Annotated in this window: 29 protein-coding genes and 1 pseudogene; 15 read left to right on the plus strand and 15 right to left on the minus strand. The window is 48.0% G+C overall.

What is annotated here, in order from left to right; all coding sequences use genetic code 11:
- Nucleotides 1-106: 106 nt before the first annotated feature.
- Nucleotides 107-775, minus strand: coding sequence for a ribonuclease H (gene rnhA, locus EH198_RS11020; RefSeq protein WP_124695599.1), 669 nt, complete (start codon nucleotides 773-775; stop codon nucleotides 107-109).
- A gap of 441 nt (nucleotides 776-1,216) precedes the next feature.
- Here rnhA and EH198_RS11025 point away from each other — a divergent pair, with 441 nt between their 5' ends.
- From EH198_RS11025 to EH198_RS11040, 4 genes are all read left to right on the plus strand, one after another.
- Nucleotides 1,217-1,504: a hypothetical protein gene (locus tag EH198_RS11025; RefSeq protein ID WP_124695600.1), complete on the plus strand. Its 288-nt coding sequence runs from the start codon at nucleotides 1,217-1,219 to the stop codon at nucleotides 1,502-1,504.
- 183 nt (nucleotides 1,505-1,687) lie between these two features.
- Nucleotides 1,688-2,623 carry an aldo/keto reductase gene (locus EH198_RS11030; protein ID WP_124695601.1) on the plus strand — a complete coding sequence of 312 codons (936 nt, stop codon included), beginning with the start codon at nucleotides 1,688-1,690 and terminating at the stop codon, nucleotides 2,621-2,623.
- 510 nt (nucleotides 2,624-3,133) lie between these two features.
- On the plus strand, nucleotides 3,134-3,343 hold the full coding sequence (locus EH198_RS11035) for a hypothetical protein (protein ID WP_221621513.1): 210 nt from the start codon (nucleotides 3,134-3,136) through the stop codon (nucleotides 3,341-3,343).
- A gap of 189 nt (nucleotides 3,344-3,532) precedes the next feature.
- Complete coding sequence (locus tag EH198_RS11040; protein ID WP_124695603.1) at nucleotides 3,533-3,742, plus strand: hypothetical protein; 210 nt, start codon at nucleotides 3,533-3,535, stop codon at nucleotides 3,740-3,742.
- Nucleotides 3,743-3,786: 44 nt separating this feature from the next.
- Here the strand turns inward: EH198_RS11040 and EH198_RS11045 are convergent, their stop codons facing one another.
- The 7 genes from EH198_RS11045 to EH198_RS11075 all read right to left on the minus strand — a co-directional run bounded on the left by EH198_RS11045 (nucleotide 3,787) and on the right by EH198_RS11075 (nucleotide 7,622).
- Complete coding sequence (locus EH198_RS11045; RefSeq protein ID WP_148091496.1) at nucleotides 3,787-4,215, minus strand: hypothetical protein; 429 nt, start codon at nucleotides 4,213-4,215, stop codon at nucleotides 3,787-3,789.
- A gap of 29 nt (nucleotides 4,216-4,244) precedes the next feature.
- Nucleotides 4,245-5,120, minus strand: a complete 876-nt coding sequence (locus EH198_RS11050; protein ID WP_185702845.1) for a GNAT family N-acetyltransferase — start codon at nucleotides 5,118-5,120, stop codon at nucleotides 4,245-4,247.
- Nucleotides 5,121-5,255: 135 nt separating this feature from the next.
- Nucleotides 5,256-5,465 carry a class I SAM-dependent methyltransferase gene (locus tag EH198_RS25125; protein ID WP_246014203.1) on the minus strand — a complete coding sequence of 70 codons (210 nt, stop codon included), beginning with the start codon at nucleotides 5,463-5,465 and terminating at the stop codon, nucleotides 5,256-5,258.
- 19 nt (nucleotides 5,466-5,484) lie between these two features.
- Nucleotides 5,485-5,988, minus strand: a complete 504-nt coding sequence (locus tag EH198_RS11060; protein WP_124695606.1) for a GNAT family N-acetyltransferase — start codon at nucleotides 5,986-5,988, stop codon at nucleotides 5,485-5,487.
- Between the two features lie 16 nt (nucleotides 5,989-6,004).
- A complete protein-coding gene (locus tag EH198_RS11065; RefSeq protein ID WP_124695607.1) occupies nucleotides 6,005-6,439 on the minus strand; it encodes a GNAT family N-acetyltransferase in 435 nt (144 codons plus the stop codon).
- On the minus strand, nucleotides 6,436-7,104 hold the full coding sequence (locus tag EH198_RS11070; protein WP_124695608.1) for an HAD family hydrolase: 669 nt from the start codon (nucleotides 7,102-7,104) through the stop codon (nucleotides 6,436-6,438). Before EH198_RS11070 ends, EH198_RS11065 begins: the two co-directional genes overlap by 4 nt.
- A gap of 59 nt (nucleotides 7,105-7,163) precedes the next feature.
- A complete protein-coding gene (locus tag EH198_RS11075) occupies nucleotides 7,164-7,622 on the minus strand; it encodes a GNAT family N-acetyltransferase (RefSeq protein WP_124695609.1) in 459 nt (152 codons plus the stop codon).
- Nucleotides 7,623-7,880: 258 nt separating this feature from the next.
- Here EH198_RS11075 and EH198_RS25490 point away from each other — a divergent pair.
- Nucleotides 7,881-8,018: pseudogene (locus EH198_RS25490) on the plus strand (YiaA/YiaB family inner membrane protein); the annotation flags it as partial.
- An 84-nt stretch (nucleotides 8,019-8,102) separates the two neighbouring features.
- Nucleotides 8,103-8,303, plus strand: coding sequence for a YiaA/YiaB family inner membrane protein (locus EH198_RS25135; RefSeq protein ID WP_246014230.1), 201 nt, complete (start codon nucleotides 8,103-8,105; stop codon nucleotides 8,301-8,303).
- A gap of 134 nt (nucleotides 8,304-8,437) precedes the next feature.
- Here the strand turns inward: EH198_RS25135 and EH198_RS11085 are convergent, their stop codons facing one another.
- Together EH198_RS11085 and EH198_RS11090 are read right to left on the minus strand one after the other, a co-directional pair.
- The gene (locus EH198_RS11085) at nucleotides 8,438-9,202 is read right to left on the minus strand and encodes a YdcF family protein (protein ID WP_124695611.1); all 765 of its coding nucleotides are present in this window, start codon (nucleotides 9,200-9,202) and stop codon (nucleotides 8,438-8,440) included.
- A 16-nt stretch (nucleotides 9,203-9,218) separates the two neighbouring features.
- Nucleotides 9,219-10,043 carry a phosphotransferase family protein gene (locus EH198_RS11090; RefSeq protein WP_246014205.1) on the minus strand — a complete coding sequence of 275 codons (825 nt, stop codon included), beginning with the start codon at nucleotides 10,041-10,043 and terminating at the stop codon, nucleotides 9,219-9,221.
- Nucleotides 10,044-10,273: 230 nt separating this feature from the next.
- On the opposite strand from EH198_RS11090, the gene EH198_RS11095 reads away from it, so the two are divergent.
- Complete coding sequence (locus EH198_RS11095; protein WP_124695612.1) at nucleotides 10,274-10,678, plus strand: VOC family protein; 405 nt, start codon at nucleotides 10,274-10,276, stop codon at nucleotides 10,676-10,678.
- A 112-nt stretch (nucleotides 10,679-10,790) separates the two neighbouring features.
- Nucleotides 10,791-11,717, plus strand: coding sequence for a trypsin-like serine peptidase (locus tag EH198_RS11100; protein WP_124695613.1), 927 nt, complete (start codon nucleotides 10,791-10,793; stop codon nucleotides 11,715-11,717).
- A gap of 79 nt (nucleotides 11,718-11,796) precedes the next feature.
- Here the strand turns inward: EH198_RS11100 and EH198_RS11105 are convergent, their stop codons facing one another.
- The 4 genes from EH198_RS11105 to EH198_RS11120 all read right to left on the minus strand — a co-directional run bounded on the left by EH198_RS11105 (nucleotide 11,797) and on the right by EH198_RS11120 (nucleotide 15,793).
- On the minus strand, nucleotides 11,797-12,156 hold the full coding sequence (locus tag EH198_RS11105; RefSeq protein ID WP_124695614.1) for a GNAT family N-acetyltransferase: 360 nt from the start codon (nucleotides 12,154-12,156) through the stop codon (nucleotides 11,797-11,799).
- 214 nt (nucleotides 12,157-12,370) lie between these two features.
- Nucleotides 12,371-13,699 (minus strand): galactokinase, encoded by a 1,329-nt coding sequence (locus EH198_RS11110; RefSeq protein WP_124695615.1) that lies wholly within the window; start codon nucleotides 13,697-13,699, stop codon nucleotides 12,371-12,373.
- A gap of 144 nt (nucleotides 13,700-13,843) precedes the next feature.
- Complete coding sequence (locus EH198_RS11115) at nucleotides 13,844-14,770, minus strand: hypothetical protein (RefSeq protein ID WP_124695616.1); 927 nt, start codon at nucleotides 14,768-14,770, stop codon at nucleotides 13,844-13,846.
- Nucleotides 14,771-14,923: 153 nt separating this feature from the next.
- Nucleotides 14,924-15,793 carry a helix-turn-helix transcriptional regulator gene (locus tag EH198_RS11120; protein WP_124695617.1) on the minus strand — a complete coding sequence of 290 codons (870 nt, stop codon included), beginning with the start codon at nucleotides 15,791-15,793 and terminating at the stop codon, nucleotides 14,924-14,926.
- Nucleotides 15,794-16,099: 306 nt separating this feature from the next.
- Here EH198_RS11120 and EH198_RS11125 point away from each other — a divergent pair, with 306 nt between their 5' ends.
- From EH198_RS11125 to metK, 7 genes are all read left to right on the plus strand, one after another.
- Entirely contained in the window at nucleotides 16,100-17,377 is a 1,278-nt protein-coding gene (locus EH198_RS11125) for an ABC transporter substrate-binding protein (protein WP_124695618.1), read from the plus strand.
- Nucleotides 17,378-17,416: 39 nt separating this feature from the next.
- Nucleotides 17,417-18,292, plus strand: a complete 876-nt coding sequence (locus EH198_RS11130; RefSeq protein WP_124695619.1) for a carbohydrate ABC transporter permease — start codon at nucleotides 17,417-17,419, stop codon at nucleotides 18,290-18,292.
- A 15-nt stretch (nucleotides 18,293-18,307) separates the two neighbouring features.
- Nucleotides 18,308-19,138 carry a carbohydrate ABC transporter permease gene (locus tag EH198_RS11135; RefSeq protein ID WP_124695620.1) on the plus strand — a complete coding sequence of 277 codons (831 nt, stop codon included), beginning with the start codon at nucleotides 18,308-18,310 and terminating at the stop codon, nucleotides 19,136-19,138.
- A 431-nt stretch (nucleotides 19,139-19,569) separates the two neighbouring features.
- Complete coding sequence (locus EH198_RS11140; RefSeq protein WP_124695621.1) at nucleotides 19,570-20,739, plus strand: LLM class flavin-dependent oxidoreductase; 1,170 nt, start codon at nucleotides 19,570-19,572, stop codon at nucleotides 20,737-20,739.
- Nucleotides 20,740-20,813: 74 nt separating this feature from the next.
- Nucleotides 20,814-22,079, plus strand: coding sequence for a radical SAM protein (locus EH198_RS11145; protein WP_124695622.1), 1,266 nt, complete (start codon nucleotides 20,814-20,816; stop codon nucleotides 22,077-22,079).
- Nucleotides 22,080-22,097: 18 nt separating this feature from the next.
- Complete coding sequence (locus EH198_RS11150; protein ID WP_124695623.1) at nucleotides 22,098-22,556, plus strand: hypothetical protein; 459 nt, start codon at nucleotides 22,098-22,100, stop codon at nucleotides 22,554-22,556.
- A 39-nt stretch (nucleotides 22,557-22,595) separates the two neighbouring features.
- The gene (gene metK, locus EH198_RS11155) at nucleotides 22,596-23,813 is read left to right on the plus strand and encodes a methionine adenosyltransferase (protein WP_124695624.1); all 1,218 of its coding nucleotides are present in this window, start codon (nucleotides 22,596-22,598) and stop codon (nucleotides 23,811-23,813) included.
- 549 nt (nucleotides 23,814-24,362) lie between these two features.
- Here metK and EH198_RS11160 read toward each other — a convergent pair.
- Nucleotides 24,363-25,514 carry a hypothetical protein gene (locus EH198_RS11160; protein ID WP_124695625.1) on the minus strand — a complete coding sequence of 384 codons (1,152 nt, stop codon included), beginning with the start codon at nucleotides 25,512-25,514 and terminating at the stop codon, nucleotides 24,363-24,365.
- Nucleotides 25,515-25,790: the final 276 nt, after the last annotated feature.

Genomic DNA, 25,790 nt, shown 5'->3' on the forward strand with positions numbered 1-25,790 from the left:
TTTCAATTAACCACTATTAGCGATCCCTTTGGCCTCGCATGAATAGCGTTTCATTCCATCAGCCATTGGCTTCGGTAATAGCAATCCTTCGAAGGACGTGCTCCTCTTATTTTCTTCCGTAATCGGCCTTGATCTCCCCCCACAGCCGGGTCTGCCACTTCAGCACCTTGTTATCATATGTATGCGTCTGAAGCCAGTTCACTGCGCGGTCGATAAGTTCCCAGATTTCCTCCGTCGTATGATCGCGGGGAAGGGTGGTCGAAACCTTTTTCTCCCTGACCCATTTCATCGCATTGACCGAATCGCTGTATACTGTCTTACCGCTGCCTTCTTTCTGCAAAAGCGCAAGCGCATGCACGATAGCGAGGAATTCCCCGAGATTATTCGTGCCTTTGCTGATTGGACCGCAGGAGAAGATGACTTCACCCGTCCGCGTATCTACGCCTTTATATTCGACAGGACCCGGATTCCCTCTTGTTCCCACATCGACCGAAATACTGTCGTAGTCAATGGGTTCCGCATGTGTCGGCGTTACCGACCTCTTGGCGGAATAGCCTCCCTGAGCGCCGGCGCCTGGGCTGCCTTTTCCGGTTCCCGTTTGGCCCCAGTTGCCTTTCCACCCCACCCGGAACGCTTCCTCCGCCGCTGATTTGGACTCATAGGATTTGTATTTCGCACCCGTGAACTGGTCCGTCTGCTGCTTGCAATCCGCCCAGGTCGCGTATACCCCCGGCTTCCGGCCCTCCCAGACCACATAATATTTCTGCTTCGCCATGATGTAGGCTCCTTCCTGCTCAATCCCGCGTAGTACCGAGATTTCATTATTGATCCATAGTAAATGACAAATGAAGAAGACACAACAGGAAAAGCAGACTGTAAACATGAGATTTACCGGACCGTTTCGACAAACCTCCCCTTTGTTCTAAAGTCGATGTGCAATATGTCGATACACAGCGGAGCAGACCCGATTCATATGTCAAATTTAAAATATTAAGAGGAAGGTAAACGATTTACCGAACGACAAGTATGCAGCTTTTCAGGACCATTAGACTATTTTTCGGATTCGTATTTTTCCGACAAAAACATCCCTTCACGCCCGCTTCAAGTTCCGGTATCATACATATATACAGTACAAAAGCATACACTTTGTGAGCGCAGCCGGGTACGATCGCTGATTCATGAAGTTATGCAACCATACATTTTAGGAGGGGCGGCTATGGTTCTCTTATTTCACAACGCTACTGCAGAAAGACTGGAACGTTTATCCCGGGATGTACAAGCAATTAATGAAGAGGCGCGTGAGGCCTCTTACGAAATGACCGTAACCAGGAAAGCCTCCGAATCCGGTTATGAATGGGAAGTCACGGTTTACGGGAGAAAGGTGAGCGTCAAATCGGAGGATATTTTCAAGATCCAAAGAAGGCGTTTAGATTTAAGCATTAAAGACATCTTCAAAGAGATCGTCGCCTGGAAATTGAAAGCGTTGTCCACATTGCAATCCTAGGTTCATTCCGGCGTCAATCCTTACTATAAGAATCTAATTTTAGTTTACATGAGGAAGCCCTTCTCGATTACGGGAAGGGCTTCCTCGCGTCCTGCGTACTCGCCTAGACAACTCGGATTACCATAACTTGACTCCTTTTGTTATAATTCATAAGTAACTATATAAAAGGAGATGAATCTTTCAATGCCTGACAAACAACAGCTTGGACGAACAGACCTTTATGTTACTCCCATCGGACTCGGAACGAACGCAGTGGGCGGACACAACCTGTTCCAGAATCTGAACGACGAGACAGGCAAGCAGCTCGTGCGCACCGCCCTGGAGCATGGCATTAATTTTCTGGATACCGCCTATATATACGGACCGGAACGGTCGGAGCAGCTGATTGGTGAAGTGCTTAAGGAGAAGGGAAATCGGGATCAAATCGTGATCGCGACCAAAGGCGCACATAAGCCGGTCGGGGGCGAGATGGTCTTCGACAACTCTCCGGCCTTTCTGGAAGCTTCGGTGGATGCCAGCCTGAAACGGCTGCAAACAGACTACATCGATCTGTATTACATTCACTTCCCTGACCAAAACACCCCCAAAGACGAAGCCGTCGGCGCGCTGCAGCGCCTGAAGGAAGCCGGCAAAATCCGGGCGATCGGCGTCTCCAACTTCACCATCGACCAGCTCCGCGAGGGGAACAAGAACGGCTATGTGGATGTCATCCAATCCGAATACAGCCTGCTCGCTCGACAAGCCGAGAAGGATTTGCTGCCTTATGCTAAAGAACACGGCATTTCTTTTATTCCATATTTCCCGCTGGCCTCCGGACTTCTTGCCGGCAAATACGACCGGAACAGGGCCTTCTCCGATATCCGTGCAAACAATCCGCTGTTTGCCGGCGAGGCATTTGTCCGCAATCTGGAGAAAGTGGACCAGCTACGAGAAATCGCATCCGCGAAGGGAACGGAAGTTGCCGATCTCGTGCTCGCCTGGTATCTGACCCGGAACGAAATCGATGCGCTCATCCCCGGCGCCAAAAAGCCGGAGCAGGTTATCGCCAACCTCAAAACGCTGGACGTCAAGCTGAGCGCGGATGAAATCGCCACAATCGATAGCATTTTCCGCGATTGAGTAAGGCATATCATCTGCTCAAATCCTAGATTTCAGCCGCTGCGTCCTACGGATCGCGGCAAATCAGATGGTAGAGCGGATGAAATGGAATTCCTCCCTCTTATTTATCAAAAAAAGGGCCAGGGCAGAGCCTGGGAGGGAATTCCTCCCCTTTATTCAGGCGTTTTTACAAAAAACTTAAGAAGATGACTATATAAACCGGAGCTTTTCCCGCTTATGGTCCGGGACGGCCTTGTTGCAGAAAATAAAAGGGACATTTTCCTGTTTATGCCTGTATCTGCTTGCGATTAAGTGTCCACCTCCCGTCCAAGGGTTCACTTTTCCTTAATAACTTGACCTCCGCATCGTGAATTCTTGCTGGCCTATTGCCAGCCCCTTTTTTGTATAATTATTCCTTGTACTTATGAGCCTAATGCGAGCCCTAGCTGGTTCAATCTCCCTGATCCGGTTTACTCGGTACATAGAAAGACCGTTTTCGCATAACCTAATCAGCGACCTGTGCAGAAAGGAATGAGATACATGGAGGATAAGAGCAGGCTGACGGACCCCAAGGGAAGCGGCGTTGACCCGATACCCGATCCCGACAACCGCAAAGCGGAACGGGAAGGAGCAACCGGCAAGGTGGAAGATATCGTCGGAGGCATAATGGACAATGTGGAGGAAAGCCTGACCGGGAACCGTGATTCGCTCCCGGGCGGCAGCGGAACAAGCACAAAGTAGCATCAGATTCAAAAAGCAGCGGGACGGCCGCAATTTCCTTTGCGCCGGCCGCTGCTTTATTTTGTCCTGCCTTTTTTCATAAATGTGACCAAAATGAAAACCTATTGAAACTTTCAAAACACCGATGTATAATTTAGCAAATTAACGCGTTCCAATAGGCTGGTCCATGAATAGCAGGAGGGGAAAGTCATGCCTTACACCATTATGAAAAACGCCGAATTTTTCACCGCGGCACTTGCGCGAAAGTATGTTTTTGCTTTGCAAATCGGTTCGGACGGCATGTACTCCCGCGTCGGCTCCGGCCTTGTTGAAATGTTCTCCGACGAGTATGTCCGGCTTAAGAATTTTGACGGATCGATTGTGCTGTACTCCAGAAGCAATACGAAATTCCAGCATTAAAGGACTGCATCTTTACCGCAGTCCTTTTTTTTTTGAATCAAAGGTTAAGCATCCCTTTTCTCGAAACTCGTAATCACAAAGTATCCGAACAGCACACCGGAGATTACATTGATTGGAGTAGAAGTCAGCACAAGATAAACTCCACCCTGGGGCAGCCACCGCATTCCCCATGGCATATAGGGATAAACGCAGAACAATAGGGAAGGCAAAGCAAGAAAAATCAGCCGATACCCGTTAAAGGTCCAGCGGCCTCTCCGGCTGCGTTCCCGAAGCAAAGTATCAGCTCCGATAACCAAACCGGAAAGGGAAGGAATAAGAGGGTAAAGAAAAACAAGCTTGTCGGGGAACGGGAACTTGAAATATTGACTCCGGTATTCGGTAATCTCCCCGACAGCGAACCCCACGAGCAGAAGTACGGCGACCAGAACAACCATTTTCAATAAATGAACCAGCACATTTTTCAAGCGTCCCACCCTTTCGCATTAATTATCGTCCTTTAAATTCAAACATCGCTGCTTCTGCTGACCCATCTCATCCCCGGCGCCTCCAGAGGCCGTTCTTTAAATCCAAACTTCTTGTAAAAATCCGCTTTATGAGCCGCCGCAAACAATTGAACCATCAGGATATCCCGTTCTTTGCACTTCTTCAGCAATCTCCTAAGAATGCCGGAACCGATCCCCTTGCCCTGGTCATCCGGCAAAATAATTAAATCGCATATAAAAGCCTGAAAGACGCCATCCGAGATCACCCGGCCCATTCCAACCAGTTGATCCCCTTTAAAGGCCGAAATAATAAACCAGCTGCCGCACAGAGCGGTCTCCAGCTGCTTGCTTCCCTTCTCCGTTATTCCCTGCCAGCCTGCGCTTTCAATCAAGCGGATGAACTCTTTCCCAGTCGGCGTATACTCGCGATATGTGACGGGCCGCAGATCCTTGGACATGATAATATCCGTACCGAATTCTTCCGACTCGATCACCTGAACCCGGCGGTATCCCAGCTCCCCGTAAAAATGTTCAGCCGTCAGGCTGCTGGGAACTTTAAGAATACAGACACCGCTATTCCAAGCGACTTGCTCCAAATATCGAATAAGAGAACGCCCAACTCCCCTGCCGTGATGATCCATATCCACAAAAACGGTATATAGCGTATCTCCATCCAGACTTGCAGTACCGATCACTTTCTCACCTTCAATGGCAACTACCATTTTTCTTGCTGCGGAAATGAGCTTTATGTACTCCGGCGAAAACAGATTAACCATTCTTTGAATGATTTGTTCCGGATAATCTCTGCTGTTAACCTTAAGCAGGTTCTCTCTGATGAGGACCGAGACTGCTTCACTGTCTTGCGGACCAAAATCCCGAATTGCTACAGAACTCACTTTTTCACCTCCGGCTATTCTTATTCTTTCACCGCGATCCATATTGTCCATCGGTCCTGTTCCTGTATGGGTTGGCCGCCAGCCAGCTTCGATCCGATGAAATTCACCAGTTCCTTCAATTCCCCATCCGATAATTCATGTAAGATGGATCTTCCTGTCCGGTTGAGCAAATCCCGCCCCGGACAGCGCCAGAGCCTTCGTGTAAATACCGCAGCCGCAGCCAAGATCCAGTACACGCATCCCTTGAAGCCGGACATGCTGCTCTATCGTTTGGACCCAGCGCGCTTCCGCTTCTCTGGAGGCATAGGTCGATTGATTGTTATGATCGTGAAAGTCGATAGGCATCCCTATTACCGCCTTTCCTTTAAAATACTTCGCTCATTTCTTTCTCCATTACATAGCTTGCTTCCTTGGCATCACGGGCGTTCTCAATTCTGACGATTTTAAATCCGCATTTATTGACGTAAAAATGATTGTTTCGCCTTGAAAATCCCGGAGTTTCCGTCGTCCACTTTTTCGTGTCCAGGTATTCCCTCTCTATTGCTTCCCATATGCTCAAGCCGACGCCCTGACTTTGCAAAGCGGGATCTACAAATAAATTGCCCAGGAAATTTTCGTTATTCTCATGGATGAAGACAATGACAGCACCCACTATTCTGCCATCCAGCAGCACTTTAAAAGATTCGGAGGGCGATTCCAGCGCCCAGCGTCTGATAAATTCGCCTGTGTCATATCCTTCCGGTCCGCCTTTATCTTCACCGAGCGAAACCAAAGCATCATTATCAAAGGACCGGGTCATGATTTCAGTCAACGCTTCAACATCGTTATCTTTGATCGGTTGAAGATCCAACTTCCATGCTTTTTCCATATCTTCGCCCCCATCTTTAAAAATGCTTCCGATACCCCTCCACATTCTCTTCCTTATATCCCAATTGTTCGTAGAACTTATGCGCTTCTTTTCGCTGCCCGCCCGATACCAAGATGATGTAGGCGCAGTCTCTCTTCCGCGCCGCTTGCTCGATTTCCAGCATCAAATTCTTGCCGATCCCTTGTCTTCTGAAACTGCCGGCTACGACAACATTCTCTATGACCATAAACGTCTTGCATTCTCCCACAAGATCCTGGCAGACGATCCCCATCAGCGAGCCGGCTAATATATCCCCTTGAAAAGCGCCCAGCAAAATATAACGGTCATCATGCTCAAGCGATTCGAATACGTCAGACAGCTTCGCCTCATTGGTCTTTCGTCCCATCAGTTCCTCATACAGGCTGCTTAAGGCGGGCAAATCATCGCGGCCGATTTTTTTAATGGAAATCATACGATGTCCGCCTTTCCATTTGAAGCAAATGCTTCGTACAGTTCCTGCACAGTATGTATACAATACGTCGGTCCAATGGCTTCCATCTCAGCTTCGCTGCCGTACCCGTACAAAACGCCAATAGACGATATTCCGTTGTTATGCGCTCCGATAATATCATACTTCCGGTCTCCGATCATTACCGTGCCGGCTGCTTCCAGATTCTCTTGTTCCAGAATATGCTTAATGATCTCACTTTTATCCGACAGTGTTCCATCCAGGCCGCTCCCGACCACCGCATGGAAGAAGTGCTCCAGCTTAAAATGCTTCAGAATCTTCTCCGCGAACACAAGCGGCTTGGAAGTCGCTACGATCAGAACGGCCTGCCGCTGAGTAAGCATACTCAAAAGTTCGGGAATTCCGGAATACAGTTCATTTTCGAAAATCCCCCTATCCGCAAAGTATTCCCGGTAATACAGCACCGCCTGCCAGGCGTCCGCCTCCGAAAAACCATAAAACTCTTGGAACGAATGGGCCAGCGGCGGCCCGATAAACGGTTCCAATCGATCCAAATCGCCTTCGGCAATGCCAAACTTGGCAAGCGCGTACTGCACGGACTTGGTAATGCCCAGCTTCGGGTCTGTCAGCGTTCCGTCCAGGTCAAACAAAATATGAGAAAAATTCAAATGATCACCTTCTCTTTCCAATCAGGTTCTTCGTGACGAATCAAATAGAACAGGGTCATCTATATTTTCTTCTCAAAACAAAGACTGGATGGACAATCCGCGTATTCTCCGAACCGTTCAATCCCGCCGTAACCGTTCTTCTTATAGAACCCGATGGCCTCCGTCTGCTGATCTCCCGTTTCCAGCTTGATTCCCTGATACCCCTGATGTGCCGCCTCTTCTTCCAGCCGCTGCACGATCATCCGGGCGATTCCCCTGCCTCGGAACTCCGGCTCCACGAAGAAACGCTTCAACTCCACATGGTCTTCATCCAGCTTCTTAATCGCTCCGCATCCGACAGGGCGGGAGTCCAGGTAAGCGACGATAAAATAAATATCATTCACGTAAGGATCTTCGAAATCAACCAGATAGACTTCTTCCGGCGGGTAAAGTTCAAACAGATAGCGGTCAAGCTGTGAAATCAGCAGGGCCAGATCCGGATTCTCCGGCGCAACCTGCACCAATTCAATCTTTTCCATGTTCAATCTCTCCTTAATAACGATCTACAGCCAAACAAAGCATAAATCCATTGTACCCCGCCCAACCCAAATGAAAAAGACGACGTTGGACAGCATACAAAAAAATCAATGACAGGTCTAATTCCGCCATAGTAAAATATTTGATAATGATGAAAAAATACGAAAGAGGCGATGAATCTGGAATCCCAATCGAATACGGTTGTACCTCCAAAGAGGCCGAATTTTTACAGAAGGCGCAACACCGCAGCATATTCCTTTATGGCGTGGACGGCATTTGTCATTGCGGCGGGCTTTGAATTTGTCGGAATCTACACCCTTCAAGAACCTTTGTCGGTAAAAGGGTACTATGCCGTATGCGGCGTTCTCATTATTATCTCGTCATTTATGCTGCAAAAAGTAGTAAGGGACAACGATGAGGACGACTTTTTACAGGAGCAAAATCCGTATCACCGCAAGCGGAACACGTCGGCGTTTACTTTTCTGGCCTGGGCGGGTTTCGTGATTGCCATCCTCTTTGAGTACATAGGGTTATACACGTTGAAGGAGCCGCTTTATGTCAAGGGCTACTACGCGATAGCCGCCGCATTCCTGGTGGTGTCCTGCTTCGTGCTGCAAAAGACGATACGCGATAATGAAGAGGATGATTACAACCTTGGAGTCAGCCCGTCTTCGGAAGCGTAAAGCTACAGTTTGCCAGTCATTTGAGGCCAAGGCATCTATAAACACAAAAGGACGTTCCTATAGCCAGAATTGGCGGGACGTCCTTTTGCATGAATCTTTGGCTGTTTAATCTGCGCTTGTCTGTTAAAAAGCTTTCAGTGTCCTTTGACCGCAACTGCCAATGAACCGATATACTCCTTGAGTACGCCTCCAACCGTTTCGATGGCTCCAGGGCTTGGAGCCAGCTTCCCCGCATACCATGACGCAGAAGCCGCAGCGCTTGCATGATAATCGGTCGGATACGGCTGCACCTCCATCCCGGCCCGCCGGAACTCCGCAACCGCCCGCGGCATATGAAAAGCCGAAGTAACCAGCACAGGGCGGCTCAATCCCTGTTCCTTCAACAGCTCGACTGTGTATTCCGCATTCTGTTCCGTATTCAGCGAGCGATTCTCTATAAGAATATTCTGCTCGTCCACTCCCAATCCGATCAGCTGCCTGCGGGCGATGTCGCCTTCGTTTCCGCTGTCCGCAAAAACCTGCCCGCCGCTGAACAGCACCGGCAATCCCGTCAGATGGTGCAGCCGCACCGCCGTTATTAGCCGGTTGGCCGCCGAGCCTCCCAAATTGCCCTCACCGTCCACATCGGGAGTTCCCTGTGTGGCTCCTCCGCCGAGCACAACCAGACAATCGCCCTGCACCTCCGCCGGGGGAGCATATTTCGATTCCAGCGTCCGCATTAGCGGGTCCGAGACCAGCGGGATCGAAGCGAAATACAGCAGCAGCGTTATAACGAGCAGCATTCCTGCCGAGCCGCGCTGTTTTTTCCATAGCATCCATAATGCCAGCAGCGTCAGAAGCAGGATAAAAATTCCCGGAGGAAGCACGAAACTGTAGATAAATTTAATAACATAAATCAATAGATCCCTCTCCTTTCTACAAATGATGAATCTTAGGTCGCTCCGCTAATCTTGCTCTGATGATCGATACGAGTTTGATTTTTTCATCCTGTGGAACCCCTTCGGACAATCTGGCTGCGGCTGTCGGCATTATCCACTTGTCTATCGTTGAATAATCCTGACCGGTTACCCGAAGATACTCTTTAATGTAAGCTGACTTCAGCTTGTTTCTAAGGAATTGAGCCAATAACTTAATGGGGGCTGGAGTGCCGTCAGGCATAGAACCTATACTGAGTAAAATCACCGATCTTGCGACGTCGCCGGCAGGATTTCCCGACATCCCGGTCATCCAGTCAAGAATCCAGCAGCTTCCGTCAAACATCACGTTGTCCGGATGAAAGTCGCCATGGCACAGCCGGTTCCCCTCAGGCAATTCCTCCATGTAGCGGATAATTTTTGCTTTCTCCTGTTCGGTAAGGAGGGGAGCCCTTTGTATGCTTTCACAGAGCAGCTTTTTCTGTTTCCTGTTCAATTCGGACGCCTCATAAGCATGGATTTCAGCGTGCAGGTTCGCCAGCAGGTTTGAATATTTAGTCACAGCCCAAGGCTTCTTGGTGAGAAGATCCAGCAATGAAGCGCCGGAGATGCGCTGAAATATTAATCCGTTCCTGCCGTCCAGTTCGGTATGTCCGAAAGGCTCAGGAGTGCGTATACCAAGCGAACAAGCCAGCATGCTGACGAAAAGCTCCTGATTGATCGCCTCCGCGGGAAAGTCCTTTTTGTAAAGCTTGATAATTCTCCCTTCCTTGTGTTCAAAAATATCGGCTGTTCTTCCCTGTCCAATCCGGTTCAAACCATTCATCCGATCGTCTTCCCTCCCGCTTAATATCGTTATCCGCTATGTACCCGTAAACATTATGTATTAACAAATAAACTTTCTAACTTATGGATATTCTGATAATACCTTCGGATAGAAGTGTTGACAAGCCGCCGGCACTTTCAGATAATACGTTTATAAGAACGTATGTTTGTAAAGAGGGGTCAGGCATTCGCCGAACGGTATTTCATATTTAGTTAAAGGGAGCGATAACTATGCAGGATCAAAAAATTACGACGTTTTTAATGTTTTCCGGACAGGCTGAGGAGGCGATGAACTTCTACATTTCTTTGTTCGACGGGTCGGAAGTGCTGCATATTAAGCGTTACGGGCCAAACCAAGATGGATCCGAAGGGAGCGTGATGAACGCCGCCTTTTCGCTGAACGGACAACAGTTTATGTGCATCGACAGCAATTTAACGCATGACTTCACGTTTACGCCCTCTATGTCTCTGTATGTCAATTGCAAGAGCGAGGAAGAGATTGACCATCTGTTTGCAAAGCTGTCCGAAGGAGGCAGCGTATATATGCCTTTGGCCGCTTACCCGTTCAGTGATAAATTCGGCTGGGTCGGCGATCGATACGGAGTGACTTGGCAGTTGAATCTGGCGGGGAAATAAGGGGAAAAAGCAGAGACAAAACCCGCAAAAATGCCTTGCAGCAGGATCAAGGTTTCTCGCGGGTTGAAGTAAATTATGCTCGTAGAAAAATAATTCCTAGAGGAGATTTTTAATGAACAATCAAGAAAAACATTTTAAAATAAAATCGTATTCTAACACAGAATCTCAGAGGGTATTAGAGTATTGGACGCCAGAAAGAATATCTAAAGCGAAGCCTATATCCCCCAAAAAAATAACTAAAGAAGCTTTAGAGAAGGATTTTAGAAATCAAGTAAAAAGCCCATATGAAACAGAATCTATAATAAATCAAGATAATTCATCTTCTTTATCTCCATTTCTAGGAGAGCCTTATGAAGTAGATGTAAATGATTTCCCTTACAGTGCCGGGGGTAAATTTCTATTTACACAAGGAGAAGGCGAAGACACTAAGCATTTCCATGGAACTGCTCAATTTATTGGTCATTGTCAAATGATCCTCACCGCTGCACATTGTGTAGTAGATGAAGATACTGGAGAAGAATACAAAAACTTTGCGTTCGCACGTGCTTATAGAAACGTTGATGGTAATGAAGAACAAGAACTTTTTGCTATTGAACGTATAGGCACTGCAGAAGGAGCAGGAAAATTTGCTGAATTAGATTTTGCGTTTTGCCGCACCACGGAATCTTACCCGGGACAGACGTTAGCTTTAAAAATAGGAGAACCTGCTCCAGATGGGCATCCAATGCATGCAATTGGGTATCCAGAAGACTTTAATGACGGTAACGTCATGGCTGCGGTTGATGGTACAAGGGAAAAAATTAATGATGGCTCTTTTGTGATGGAAGGGAATCCCATGGGTCCGGGATCTAGCGGAGGGGCTATGATGGTTGACTTGAATATTGAAGGTCGTAAGTGGACAAATCTAGTAGTAGGACTTAACTCACGTTCTTATGAAGATGACAATACTGTAGAGCTTAGCCCCATTTTTGATCAACATACAATTGACCTCTATAATGAAGTACTAGACGCATCAGGTGAGAACCCAAGAAGGTGCTAACAAACAGCTTAACGCCATTGGCAAGTGCAGCAGTTTCGGCAGAGATATTCCAGCAGGCCGAATTTTCCAGTCTAATACTTTATTTTCTTTGAACAACTTTCTCCCCGTCATCGTCATACCTTAACCGGATCATATCCCGGCATTGTATGCCGTTCTCGTATATATCTTCCGCATAATTCCGTACAAAGAAGTCACGGTCCACGCCAATGATCCGAAATCCGCATTTTTGGTAAAAAGCCAGTTGATCCAGGCTGGAGTTCCCCGTACCTACCTCAATGGCCTTGGTTTGTGACGATTTCGCCTGTTCAAGCGCGGCTTGAAGCAATCTTTTTCCGATCCCCTGGCCCTGAACATCTTCCCGTACGGCGATATTGATAATCTCTACCGTTTCCGCATCCCTGGACAGCAATATGAAGGCGCCCGCCGGTTTCCTTGGCAAAGATTCTCCTCATTCTCCTTTCTTCCGCATCTGCATTCCAAAATTACCTCATTTTTCTAACTTAATTAAATCACAAATAGACCTCAGAAAGAGTTTTTTTTATACAAGTTACAGTCTTCCTATACAAAAAAGCCGGCCAAGATGTTCTCCTGACCAGCCCGTGTCGCTTATTTCTTTATCTATGAATTCAGTCGCCAATAAGGGGTCCGCTTAATTAATTCCGTGCAGCTGCGGGAAGCTTGTCATCGTTCAAAAGAAGGTTTACATTAACCGCGCCGTACTTGCGCATGCGGATGGAGTAAATTTGGTCGACGCCAAAAGATTGCATATACTCGGTATAGGAATCGACGAGCGCTTTGGGCAGGAGGGCCATAATTACACCGGCAAACCCTCCTCCATGCACACGGCAAGCTCCGGCTCCGTTATTCTTGATAAACAATTCGGTAACCGCCAGGTACAGGGATACGCCTTGTGTTTCCGGGGTCGTATTGGAATAACAATTCTGGAGCCACTTCCAAGACGAATTGCCGGATTCATTGACCAATTTGATAAATTCATCCGCACGTCCCTCTTCCAGCGCTTTAATCTGCTTATCCACTCTACCGTTTTCCTCGAAAAAATGCAGGGCTCTCAGCACGGCTCTATCACCAGCCTTTTCCCTGATTTCCTGAAAACGGCTCAGCACATCTTCCACTCTCAAATCACCGAGAACTTTGGCTCCCAGCTCGCCCGCTACCGCTTTCATTTCTGAAGGAATCGAAGAATACTCACGGCTTAAATCTGCATGGTTTCCTCCTGTGGGAATGATCAGAAGCTTGTAGGCTTGGTCCACCGGCTCAAAATTCAAGCTTGTGATTACAGGGTGCTGCGCATCTTTAAAATCGATGGATATCAGACCCCCGTGACCGCACGCGATTTGGTCGAGCAGGCCCGATTGCTTGTCCCACTTGCTGTTCTCGGCATATTGCCCGATTTTGGCGCAGGTTACCACATCCATTTGATTATCGTTATAAAAGAAATTGAGGATGGCGCAGATCAGCATTTCAAAGGAAGCTGAAGAACTTACTCCAGCCGCGCTAATTACATCGCTTGTTACACAAACGTTGAAGCCCCCGATGTTATAACCATCTTTTTCAAAACCGTTCAGTATCCCCTCAACGAGAGTGTACGTTCCGGAAGGATTCGGAATATCTTCTCTGCGGCTAAGATCAATCGTAAAATCTTCGTTGTACGTGACGCTTTTGATGCTGACCTTGTTATCCCCGTTCTTCTCCGCAACGCCTATGCAATCCATATTAATGCTGGCCGCTATCACTTTGCCCAAATTGTGATCGGTATGATTTCCGCTGATTTCACTGCGGCCGGGCGAGCTAAACAGATAAACATCGGTTCCATTGAATCTTTCGTTATACTCGTGGACCAAAGAGCTGTATCTTTCGACTTGGCTGGTGAGCGCCTCTGGGCCTTCCCCGTAGAGTTCTGACAGCCTGTCTCTGAACAACTCCGAATGGATCAACTGAAGCGTATCTGCAATGGATGGCATGTTACCGTTCCTCCTAAAGTTATTTTTCCGCAAATGCTTAGTCAAGGGCTGCACCTAGCATGACTTAGCATAAGAATAACTCATAATCCTTGTTTGATACATGGAGAAACGTTACTTTCACATGGAATAAAATGACTATCCCGGTTAGTTGGAGCCTGCCTGAGCCGCGCACCGCTCCAGAAACTGAAATGCCTTCTCTTTATTCGAGGCGCCTCCGTAAACTCCGGCGATCAGTTCGGCATGCTTCAGTGGCAGGGACGACGCCAATGCGCTGTCCGTAAAATCGATACCGTACGGATGCTCGATTCCGTCCTTGACGTTTAACGCTTTCCGGACATGACCATCTTTAGAGCCGGAGCCAAACCACTTCGCCAGCTGCGTCTCATCCAGCAGCTCAAGTCCTCCCTGCTGGGCCAGCCAAGGGAGAGTGTCCTTATCCAGCACGAGCAGATCTGGCGGACTGGCGGTCAATTCTGCAACGGCTTTTTGAGTGTACGCCATATCCCCCGCTCCGCCTCCCGAATTGGATGAAGGAATGTACAGGGTTTGGACCTCCACTCTGCGCCAATCGGGAAACGCCTTTAATATGGCCTCTTCCAGTGGCTGTCCATCTCCATTCGGATCGTTCTCGGGCATGTAGTTGCCGATAAACATAATGTTCAGATCTACGGGAGGCAGGCTAGCCTCAATTCTCTTCTCCTCAAGATGATTCTGTAATGCGACTCCCCCGGCAATCAGAACAGCAATAATCGCGACAGTTACCAGAACATGCGTCTTGTACAATCTGAAAAAGTCTTCCAGCCTGCTGGCTGTTCCTGCGAACCTCCCCCATTTGGCCAGGCGTTTGTTCTCGGCCTCCTGAGTTTCTGTCCTGGCCCAGTCGTCCAGAATCAGGCGGTACGCCTTCATTTCGTCTTCATACGCCAGGAAGGGCCCGGATTCGGCGGTCCCGCTGCCGGATGCGGATTTCCTGCGTTTGAGCAGGAGGTCGAACCGGCGGTTGACTTCTTCTTTAGTAACATCCTCGGGCAGTCCCAAAAGCTTGTACGCTTCTTTCACTTCATCCTTCAAGTCCGTTTCTCTCCTTTTAACAAACCGCCGATATCACGCCGGCGGCCGAAGCTGAAGCTCCACATTTCATCATTTTATCATAGATTCTATGCGTTTTCATGCTTGGGTCCGGGAGAGAACGCAGCGCCTTCCCTTGCGCAGCTTGACTCAGTTCTACTGTTCACTTTTGATTTTATTATCCCGATATTGAGTGGGTGCGACACCAAGACGCTTCTTGAACGCCTTCGAGAAGGAGAATATATCGGGGTAGCCGACAGAGTGGGCAATTTCGGACAAGGTATAGGAGGTCTGCTCCAGCAAGGACCGGGCTTCCTTCATTTTCAACTCCTGGATAAACTGAATGGGAGTGATTCCATAAGCCTTGCGGTACTGTTTGGTAAAATGGGTGCGATCAATGCCGACATACTCAGATACTCTTTCGACGGTGATGCCCTCCGCATAGTGAATCTCCATATATTCATGCCCTTTTTGCAGCCACGAGACATCCCGCCGGTCATTACGGGCAGAACCGTCAACCGCAGCAGAGAGCTGATCGAAGATACGGTGGAATAGGATAAGCCGTCCCAGGTCCGTGTCGTTATCCGAATTCACCAATTTGAAGAAATCCCACATCAGTTGAATCGCTTCGGGTGTTAAAATACCCGCTGCATGCGGGCTGTGCATAGTCAACCCAATCTTCTCAAGCAGACTTAGAGCCTGTCTCCCGTCGAAGGCAAGAAATACTTTGCAGAGCGGGTCGTCCGAACGCGTGTAATATTCATGAATGACCTGTGGAAACAGACAGAAAATATCGTTTTTGCGGAGTTGAAAGATTTGTTTGTTTTGATGAAACGTCCCTTGCCCTTCCAGCACAAAAATCAAATAATAATAGGGCGTCGTCCGGGGGCCAATATGATAATTCGGTTTGGCAATATTGTGTCCAAGGCGAATCGGCCAAGCGGCTCCGGACTTTTCATATACGGAAGGGGTAAAAAGGCATAGCTCCAAAAACTCATGATGATCCTCTATCATCTTGTCTTTCATATAACAGACCTCTTTTTATAATGCGATTTTAATGATATGGAAATCTCATTTTTATAAATAATATATAATTTCTACAAGGTTCACAATGCCTTTCATTCACTCTTTTATTCTGCGGCAATCATTCGTCATGACTTAAAATGACATGCACGAACAACTTAAAATGACATTTACTTATGAAGATTCGGCTTGATAATATATAAAGCATAGTAAACCAAGTTAATTTATTGGACATTGACTAGACCACTAGAGAAGCTGATAATAACATACTGTTTGCTAACTAATAACCATTTAAGGAGTGTACATACGATGAAAAAGAGAACTCTCCTTCTTACGCTGCCTGCTATCTTGCTCGTCTTTTCCATACTGCTAAGCGCATGCGGTGAAAACGCGAATAGCGGCGAAGCATCCGAAATCGAAATCAAATTCCCAAGCATATGGGTAGCGAAAGATTCAAAAGCCGCCACGTTCGCTCAAATCGTCAGAGATTTCAACGAACAGAATCAAGGCAAAATCAAAGTCGTCGTTGAAGAGATCCCTGATTACGGTGCTTACAAGGATAAGATCCGCACCAATATTACGACGGGGACTACACCGGATATTTTTTCTTTCGATAATCCTGCGGACGGGGAGTTCTATTACAAATCGGGAAATTTGGCCGATCTTACTCCTTATCTGGACGAACAGTGGAAAAGCACGTTTCTGGATCATGCCTTTGACAATGCCGCATACGACGGGAAAGTGTACTCGATTCCGTTCGAGTTCGGCGTAACGCCGGTATTATACAATACCAAGCTGTTCAAACAAGCGGGCATTACCGGATTCCCCAAAACGTACACCGAGCTGTTCGCCGCTTATGACAAATTGAAAGCCGCTGGCATCGCTCCAGCCACGCAAATGACCGGAGGCGACGGATGGGTCTCCATGCTGTGGTACTCCCAGTTGGTGTCCGCTATTGGAGGGCCGGATGTGTACAAACACGGATTGGACGACCCCGCCTTTGTACAAGCCGCCGAGGTATTGAAAAAGCTCTTTGACTACACTACGGGAGATGCGGTTGGACTGGACAACGCAGGCGGCCACTTCTTAAATCAGCAAACCGCTGTGCTGTTGAACGGGCCCTGGTTTATCGGCAGGATCAAAAAGGAAGGCATTGATCAATTGTACGACTCCGTCGAGGTGGCGCCTGCCCCCGTGTACGAAGGCGGGAAAGGACAACCCGGGCAGTATATCGGCTTTACCCAAGCAAGTCTGGCCGTAGGCAAACAAAAGGATAAAAAGAAAGAAGAAGCCATTGTAAAATTCCTTAAATATCTGACCTCTCCGGACAATGTGAAGAAAATATCGCTGGATTCCGGATCATTGTTCGTGATCAAATACGATGTTGCCAAGGATGACAAGGTCGAGCGGCTGCAAACCGAGATGAAAAAAGGAATGGAAGCAGCGCCATATATCATTCCTCATTTTCGGGCAAGCGTGAGCCCCGCCGTCGGTGCGGAATTCCCGCAAGCGTTGAGCGGTCTGGTGCTGGGGAAATATACGCCGGAACAATTCGTGGAGCAGCTTAAACAGGCGGATTCAAAATAAGCCCGGTACGCTGGAAGCTGAAGCAAAGGAGGGCTGAATATGCAGCGAACCACCCATTTCCGTACAGGCGCTATCCTTTTTCTACTGCCGGCCTTACTGCTCTTTGCCGCCTTTTTTCTATATCCCGTCGGATATGTCGTCGTTGTCAGCTTATTGAATTGGGATGGTATGAGCAGCCCCGGGTTTGTCGGCCTCCGGAATTACAGCGCCTTGTTCCATGATGAAGTATTTCGGATCTCCATTCGCAACAATTTGATCTGGGCCTTCGCGGAGGCGTTCATTCAGGTACCGCTTGCCATCGTAGTCGCCCTGCTGCTGGCCCGAAAGCCGAAAGGCTGGAAGCTGCTGCGTACAATTTACTTTTTCCCCCATGTCATCTCAGGTATCGCAATCACGATGATGTGGGGAGCTATCTATAACAATGAGCGGGGATTGCTGAACGGCTTTCTCCGTTTGATCGGATTGTCCGAATGGGAGCATAACTGGCTCGGAGGGCTGGGCAGCGCCTTCCCTTCCGTGCTCGTGTATGGTCTGCTGTATATCGGCTATTTCATGGTCATTATTTTGGCGGACATCTCCTCGGTTTCGCAATCCTACTATGAGGCGGCAAGCATTGACGGAGCGACACGCACGCAGCAGGATTGGCACATCACGCTGCCGCTGATCAAAGGAACCCTAGCTACCTGCGTAACGCTTGCGATGGTAAACGGGCTTCGGCAATTCGAACAGGTTCTGCTGCTGACGGGCGGCGGTCCGGCCAACAGCACCTCGGTCCTTGTACTTTATTTATATAAAGAACTGCAGAACTTCCATTACGGGACGGCCAATGCTTTGGGCACGGTGCTGATTGTTCTCGGCGGCCTGGTCATTCTGACGGTACGCAGATTATTTAACGCCGCCAAATACGACATGTAATTCAGGAGAAGTCTTATGAAAATAAATGTGCTGCTTGAAAAGATGCTGTCCCGCGCCATTTTGTCCTTGTTTCTTATTTACACGCTCTTCCCTATGCTCTGGCTCGTCATGGCTTCACTAAAAACGAATGTCGAACTTCTTGGTGATCCATTTCGGTTCCCCGCCCCGCCGCAGTTCGGCAATTATGTGAATGCGTTCAAGTCGGCGCATTTGGCTCTGTTATTTTCAAATTCCGTTCTAATCAGTTTCTCGGCAACAGCCTTGAACGCCCTGGTTGCATCCATGGCTGCCTATGTGCTCTCCAGGTATAAGTTCAGGTTTGGACCCGTTATATTTTCAACCCTGATTACGGGGATACTGGTGCCGGTTAGCGCGCTGATGGTTCCGTATTTCACTTTGATTCGGATGCTCGGCCTCTATGACACAAAGCTGGCGCTGATTTTAACGTATACGGCGGTCTCGCTTCCGCTGTCCGTCTTTATTATTAAAGGTTTTATGGATTCGATTCCCGGGGAGCTGGAAGAGGCCGCGCTGCTGGACGGGTGCGATTTCTATCAAAAGTTCTTTAGAGTGATAGTACCGATTTCCCGCACAGGCATCGTGACCGCGGCGACGTTTCAATTCTTAAGCAGCTGGAACGAGTTCCTGTATGCGATGCTGCTGACTTCTTCCGAACAGGTGCGGACTCTGCAAATGGGCATTCGTTTTTTCGCCAGCCAGTTTACAACCGATTTTACCTCGATGTTCGCGGCGATTGTCATCAGCATTATTCCAAGCGTTGCGATGTACAGCCTGTTTCAAAACCAGATCATTTCCGGACTTACGCAAGGCTCCGTTAAAGGCTGAGGGGTTCGGTACATCCTGCTCGAAAAACAATCGGGGGGCCCAGCAGCCATTCCATTCATGGCTTTTGGAGCACCCTTTTTTGTTGCTCCAAATCTTACCTTTTGATTCAGCAGCCATCCATGGATGGACCTCTTTTTGCCAAGTTTATATATAAATTTAGATCCAGCCCCTTTTTTTAAAAAATATATATTTCCCCGCCAAAAATCCACTCTATTCTCTCTGACCCTCTTCTTATACGATCTGTTCAGCATCTATATAAAAGACGTAAATTGACAAATCGAAGTTAACGCGAATTGACATTCCCGATAACTGAAACGCTTGTTACAATCAGAATATAAATTTAATCCTATAAGTTTTATAGGAATTCGACCGGTTCACCGGAGGAATAAACCAGAAATGGTTTCATCAAGTTACGACATAAGGAGGCTATCATGGGCTTGTATGCAGAAGAGATTCGATTTGGCTGGTTTTTGCCGACATCCGGCGACGGCCGCTATGTGGGGACTGATCCGGAGAGAGAACCCTCGCTTGATTATTTAATTGAGGTAGCGCAGATGGCGGAACGCTCCGGCTTTGAGTTCGTTCTGATCCCGACAGGTGGATCGTGCCTTGATTCATGGGTGGTCGGATCAGCAGTGATGAGCCGCACGACACGGCTTCACGCCCTCGTAGCGGTCAGACCCGGATTGATTGCACCGGTGCTCGCGGCCCGTATGGCCGCCTCTCTAGATCAATTGTCAGGAGGGCGGGCCATGATCAATGTCGTTACCGGGAGCTCGGTTCAGGATCTGGAACAGCTCGGCGATCCGCTCGCCCATGCCCATGATGACCGGTATGAACGGGCGATGGAGTACATGCAGGTGATGAAGCTTGCCTGGACCGGGTCGCCCGGATCAGCGTTATCTGAATTCTCAGGCCAAGCTGAACATGGCTCTGCCGCAGCCGCAGATTCTTTTGAAGGCAAGTATTTTCAGTTTCGCGGCCCGGTTCACACGCCGATTGCGGTACAGCGTCCGCATCCCCCGCTTTATCTGGGAGGGAGCTCGCTAATCGCCAAGCAAGCTGCGGCCCAGCACGCGGACACCTATCTGATGTGGGGTGAGCCGCATGAATGGATCTCCGGGCAGATTGACGAGATGGAGGATGTTCGAAAGAAGGTTCTCAGGACTACAGGGATTGACCGCAAACCGAGGTACGGATTAAGAGCACAAGTGCTTATACGCGACACCGAGGAAGAAGCCTGGGCGGCTGCGTGGAGCTTAATCAGCCGCGCCTCATCGGACACGCTGCGGCAAGCGAAGCAATCTTTTGCAAAGACGGACGCTGCCAACCAGAGCAGGCAGAACGAACTGAGGGAACAGTCTGCAGCGAACGACTTCGTCTTAGGCCCTAATCTGTGGAGCGGATTATCCCTCGTTCGCTCGGGAGGGGCGATGCTTATTGTCGGTACAGCGGAGCAGGTTACGGATGTGCTAATCCGCTATGCGGAAATCGGTATAAGCACCTTTATTCTTTCCGGTTACCCCCATTTGGAGGAAGCGGATAACTTTGGACAAAAGGTACTTCCTTTGTTTCGTAAACAGTGGAGTGAGCGGCGTTAACCTTTCAAGACTGATGCCGCGCAAACTTGGAAGACATTTTTCCATAAAAAAAATGAAAGCTGGGGTGAATGCGGATGAGTTCAGTTACAACTCACGCTTCTGGACAAAGAGAATTAACATTACGGGAAGTTATGGATAAATACAATGATGTATCCCCTTTTGTCATTATCAAATCGGATGTTACCCGCAGGTCGTTTATCTATACGGATCGGGCACTGGGAGCGCTGGACAAAAGCAAGCATCAATATCAGCAAAGAGTGCTGATCGGCTCCAACCGGGATAAGAACGCCGCCGTTCCGGTCTCGCTCCTGCTCAGGGACGGAACCTCGATTATCGGCATGCCTTCCAAGACAGCCAAGAACCCTTACGTGGTAGATCAGATCGACGGCAAGCTGGTTTTGACCGATCAGGGCGAAATCGTGGAAGAGGTACACTATTGGTACAAACCGGATTATTATGACAAGTTCACCAGCTCCGGTACTCCGATGTGGCAGGTGGCTTCTTCCAGACCGCAACGGCTTGATATCGACCCCAACAGCCACTGCCACTTCTGGAACAAGGGGAACGGCTGCAAATTTTGCAATATCAACGCCAACTCCACGCAAAGCGAGAAAGAATGCAATATGTCGAAGCAGCTAACAGCGCAGGATGTATACGAGACGGTGAAAGAGGCTTTAAAGCAGCCCGGTGCTTTTACCAATCTCAAAATGAGTTCCGGCTCCATTCTCAGCGGCGCGGAAATATTCGATGACGAAGTGGACATGTACATTGAAATGCTTCAAGCCGCCGGAGACAATTTCAAAGACAAGAAATTCCCCAGCACAATAGTCGCCTCGGCTTTCAGCGAGAAACAGCTGGCTAAACTTTATGAGAACACCGGACTGATGACGTACACTTCGGATATTGAAATCCCGAACGAGGCGTTGTTCGCCTGGATTTGCAAAGGCAAGCATGAGGAAGTCGGATATGCCGAGTGGAAACGGAGAATTATCCGGGCTGTCGATATTTTTGGCGCCGGAAATGTCAGCAGCGGAATCGTCGGCGGATGCGAAATGGCGCAGCCCCACGGATTTACCAATGAGGATGACGCGCTGAAGGCTGTGCTTGAAGAAGCGGAGGATTTTGCGAGCCAGGGAGTTAGCGTCGTTCATTGTGTATGGGTGCCCATGCATGGTTCGGCCTTCCATAACCAACAAAACCCTTCACTTGAATACTATGTGCGGTTGGCCAAAGGCTTAAGCGACCTTAGAAAGAAATATCTTTTGAATGTCGATATGGACAATTACAGAAAATGCGGCAACCATCCGGACACGGATCTGGACAGAGGGAATTTAGATTAAGGAGGAACGATGAAACTCATGTCTATTTTAAATGAAAGAATTCAAACGCTTCTTCAAGATTCCGTGGCGGCAAAAGTTCTGGCAACGGCCGATAAACAGGGCATCCCTCATATCGTATCGGACCCTACCATTACGGTTAACGACGAAGGACAGATTATTTATCTTGAGCTGATCGAAACGTCCCGGAGCAATGTGAATCTCGTGAACAGCATCTGGTTCAAGCGAAAGGTCGCCATTCATCTCTCCAAGGGAGAAGAAAGCTATCAGATAAAGGGCTATCCGGCCTACTCGGTGATTTGCGGTCCGGTGTTTGAGCATTATTACAAGCTCTCCTTGGAAAGAAATCCAGAGTTTGATTTGTCCACAGTATGGATCATCGAGCCCGATGAGATCATGGATGATACCTACGCTGCCCGCAAAAATAAAGAACGCGACGTGCATCCGCTTATTACGCATCTGGATCGGCTGGCGAAATAATACCGGCAGTATACAATCTATCAGTTGGAGGCTAAGCTTATGTCAGTAAAAGGAAGCTATCTCTTTACATCCGAATCTGTAACGGAGGGTCATCCGGATAAAATATGCGACCAGATTTCCGACGCTGTCCTGGACGCGTTTCTGGAGAGTGATCCCCATGCCCGTGTCGCCTGTGAGGTCTCCGTGGCTACCGGTCTTGTGCTGGTCATTGGAGAAATCAGCTCCAAGTCAGGATATGTGGATATCCAGTCGATCGTCCGCAATACGATAAAGGACATCGGTTATGAGCGGGCCCAGGACGGCTTTAATTATAATAACTGCGCCGTGCTGGTTTCGCTGAACGAGCAATCTGCGGATATCGCGCAGGGCGTAAACGCGGCGCTTGAGCACCGTGATCCGGCACAGGTTGCCGAAGAAACAGCAAATATTGGAGCGGGCGACCAAGGATTGATGTTCGGATTCGCCACCAACGAGACACCGGAACTGATGCCGCTGCCTATCGCTCTATCCCACCGGATCGCGCGCCGTTTGTCAGAAGTCCGCAAGAACGGATTGCTGGACTATCTGCGTCCCGACGGAAAAACCCAGGTAACGATTGAATATCAGGATGGCAAACCCAAACGTATCGATACCATCGTCGTATCCGCCCAGCATGCGGAAGAAATCTCCCTGGAGCAGATACAAGCGGATATCAAAGAGCTTGTCATTCTGCAGGTGGTACCGCGCGAGTTGCTTGATCAAGACACGAAATATTTTATTAACCCGACCGGGCGGTTCGTCATAGGCGGACCTCAAGGGGATGCCGGTTTGACCGGACGTAAAATTATTGTGGATACCTACGGTGGTTATGCCCGCCACGGCGGCGGGGCCTTCTCCGGCAAGGACCCGACGAAAGTGGACCGTTCCGGAGCCTATGCCGCCCGTTATGTCGCCAAAAATATTGTAGCCGCTGGCCTCGCCGAGACATGCGAAATTCAGCTGGCCTATGCCATCGGTGTGGCAAATCCGGTGTCTATCCATGTGGATACCTACGGAACAGGCCGAATTGGCAAAGACAAGCTTGCCCAACTGATCCGCGCCAACTTCGATCTGCGCCCGGCAGGCATCATTAAGATGCTGGACCTGCGCAAGCCGATTTACAAGCAAACCGCAGCCTATGGTCACTTTGGCCGGAAAGACCTGGATCTCCCTTGGGAGAGAACGGATAAATCCGAGCTTCTGAAATCCCAGGCAGGCCTGGAAGTATATCAATCGTAAGAGTGGAATGGCTTGCTTTCTTCCAGGTAATGAAGCATGTAAAGCCATAAAAAAATCCTCCTTTGCCTCTACCTGTTTTGAAGAACAGATGGCATAAAAGAGGACCTCTCGCAGAGAACCCTGTGCGGCTGTTTCAGCTTGTTTGAAGCGCACAGGATTCTCTATTTTGTTGGTCTACAGAAAGTAACCCCAAGGGTCAAACCCTTGGGGCTACTAAGATGCCGAGGACCGGGATCGAACCGGTACGGTAGTCACCTACCGCAGGATTTTAAGTCCTGAAGTAAACTACTTGGCCCCTTTTCTGCACTACGGGAAGATCGAGGATAAAGCCTTTAGCCATGCGGGTTAAAGGCCCTTTTTTGTGTTCCATACTATCTATGTTCGGGGATTTGGATATGCAGCCATGTTAGCAAATATGTTAGCAAAATGATTGAGCAAAACCATACATTTGAACATGATAGAAATTATTAAATAATATGCCGAAAGGATTTTTTTATTTCGCCCTTGAATCAATCGTTTATAAACAAGAATTTAAGTTGCATCTGAGATTTAGTTTGATCCCAATAACTTCTCAAAGAATCTTTGTATTGCACCTTTTTTCTTTACCATCTTCTTTACATGAGAAGCTAACGGTATCGCATTCGAAACAGGTACTGACACTGTATAACCAGGAGCTGCTGATATCGGGTCTTTTGTCGGTTGAAATATTGCCCGTTCTGTTACTTCAGCTGAAGTAACAGGTAACTGATTGGGGGAAGACATAAGATTTTGCTGCATATCTAGCCCTTGAAATTTAGACAGCCCTTCATTTCTAACTGCTTGCACTTCATTTTTTGCTTGTACTTTATGCAAATACGACTCAACAACACTATTATTAAACAGTTGATCTACACTGGAATCCTCAATGGATTGAATATGAAAATCGTGTGCAAGTTCCAAAAATACTTTAAGTGGGTTGTCCTTTGCTCGTTTTATTAGTCCATATGCAATCACATATTCTTTCTCTAATTTTTTTAATTTTGTGACCGAATAAGGATATTTTAAAGTCGCTACAACTTGACACCCATTCATGACATAGCCGTTATAGAAGACTACCCCACCTCTTTGCAAAATGCGATCTACCTTAAAGATGCAGAATCTATGTTCATAATGCGGTATTGTTTTTATTTTATTTCCTAGCATAACCAACTCGTGAATACTTAAATGTTTATTTTTGCCGACTTTAAAAGAAAATTTAATTTTTTCGAGAGACTGCAGTTTGTTGTTCTCGATAAGTCTCTTCATTTGATAAATGCTACGAATTACGTCTCTAAATACTTTTTTCTTTGACTCGTACTTCGGATATTTAGAATAAGAATCTTCTGGTTTCATAACCCGGCGATTGCCGCTCTGTATTGCTGAGGAGATTTGCGTCAAAGACTCCATATCAATGGTAACCTGAAGATTATTTTTTTCAAGTTGTATGATTTCTACGTAGTCTTTCCCTTCCCAATCCACATCAAAATATTGTGCCTCAATCTTTCGGCAATTATGCCCTCCCTCGTCTGGCCAAGCTGTGAAATAACCATTGACATTGTAATTCACTCTTAGAGGAGGATCGCAGAAAGGGCAGTGTATCTTTCCCCAATGCATCGTTCTTTGAAAATTGGAAATATGAATGATTTCCTCTCCATATCTTGCAATCACTTGCTTGTTAGACAATGTTTTTCCCCCTTGCTACAAGCGATTCGTATATCAATTTGATACAATTAATTACTTCCCCCGTTTAAATCAATTAATCACCGATTTAGGCGAACGGAACGTCTTCGCAGAGAAAAGCTGATTGGCATATCTCTGAATCGTGACTCTTGTTGCAGACTCGAACACCGATAACATTATTTTTTGGGCATAAAAAACTGCTACGATTCGTAACATTACCCTTAAAAGTTGCGATTTTCTGAGCGATTGCGGAACTAGTTATTACTGTTCTCTGACAAT

The organism is Paenibacillus rhizophilus, assembly GCF_003854965.1.
GTDB classification, from domain to species: domain Bacteria; phylum Bacillota; class Bacilli; order Paenibacillales; family Paenibacillaceae; genus Paenibacillus_AQ; species Paenibacillus_AQ rhizophilus.

Coding starts and splice junctions, on each gene's coding strand:
- EH198_RS11030 (WP_124695601.1), top strand. CDS start 1,688: ATGCCTGACAAACAACAGCTTGGACGAACAGACCTTTATGTTACTCCC.
- EH198_RS11110 (WP_124695615.1), bottom strand. CDS start 13,699: ATGCCATCCATTGCAGATACGCTTCAGTTGATCCATTCGGAGTTGTTC.
- EH198_RS11065 (WP_124695607.1), bottom strand. CDS start 6,439: ATGATTTCCATTAAAAAAATCGGCCGCGATGATTTGCCCGCCTTAAGC.
- EH198_RS11075 (WP_124695609.1), bottom strand. CDS start 7,622: ATGGAAAAGATTGAATTGGTGCAGGTTGCGCCGGAGAATCCGGATCTG.
- EH198_RS11140 (WP_124695621.1), top strand. CDS start 19,570: ATGGGCTTGTATGCAGAAGAGATTCGATTTGGCTGGTTTTTGCCGACA.
- EH198_RS11135 (WP_124695620.1), top strand. CDS start 18,308: ATGAAAATAAATGTGCTGCTTGAAAAGATGCTGTCCCGCGCCATTTTG.
- EH198_RS11060 (WP_124695606.1), bottom strand. CDS start 5,988: ATGGAAAAAGCATGGAAGTTGGATCTTCAACCGATCAAAGATAACGAT.
- rnhA (WP_124695599.1), bottom strand. CDS start 775: ATGGCGAAGCAGAAATATTATGTGGTCTGGGAGGGCCGGAAGCCGGGG.
- EH198_RS11100 (WP_124695613.1), top strand. CDS start 10,791: ATGAACAATCAAGAAAAACATTTTAAAATAAAATCGTATTCTAACACA.
- EH198_RS11130 (WP_124695619.1), top strand. CDS start 17,417: ATGCAGCGAACCACCCATTTCCGTACAGGCGCTATCCTTTTTCTACTG.
- EH198_RS11150 (WP_124695623.1), top strand. CDS start 22,098: ATGTCTATTTTAAATGAAAGAATTCAAACGCTTCTTCAAGATTCCGTG.
- EH198_RS11145 (WP_124695622.1), top strand. CDS start 20,814: ATGAGTTCAGTTACAACTCACGCTTCTGGACAAAGAGAATTAACATTA.
- EH198_RS11095 (WP_124695612.1), top strand. CDS start 10,274: ATGCAGGATCAAAAAATTACGACGTTTTTAATGTTTTCCGGACAGGCT.
- EH198_RS11090 (WP_246014205.1), bottom strand. CDS start 10,043: ATGAATGGTTTGAACCGGATTGGACAGGGAAGAACAGCCGATATTTTT.
- EH198_RS11035 (WP_221621513.1), top strand. CDS start 3,134: ATGAGATACATGGAGGATAAGAGCAGGCTGACGGACCCCAAGGGAAGC.
- EH198_RS11120 (WP_124695617.1), bottom strand. CDS start 15,793: ATGAAAGACAAGATGATAGAGGATCATCATGAGTTTTTGGAGCTATGC.
- metK (WP_124695624.1), top strand. CDS start 22,596: ATGTCAGTAAAAGGAAGCTATCTCTTTACATCCGAATCTGTAACGGAG.
- EH198_RS11040 (WP_124695603.1), top strand. CDS start 3,533: ATGCCTTACACCATTATGAAAAACGCCGAATTTTTCACCGCGGCACTT.
- EH198_RS25125 (WP_246014203.1), bottom strand. CDS start 5,465: ATGCCTATCGACTTTCACGATCATAACAATCAATCGACCTATGCCTCC.
- EH198_RS11025 (WP_124695600.1), top strand. CDS start 1,217: ATGGTTCTCTTATTTCACAACGCTACTGCAGAAAGACTGGAACGTTTA.
- EH198_RS11125 (WP_124695618.1), top strand. CDS start 16,100: ATGAAAAAGAGAACTCTCCTTCTTACGCTGCCTGCTATCTTGCTCGTC.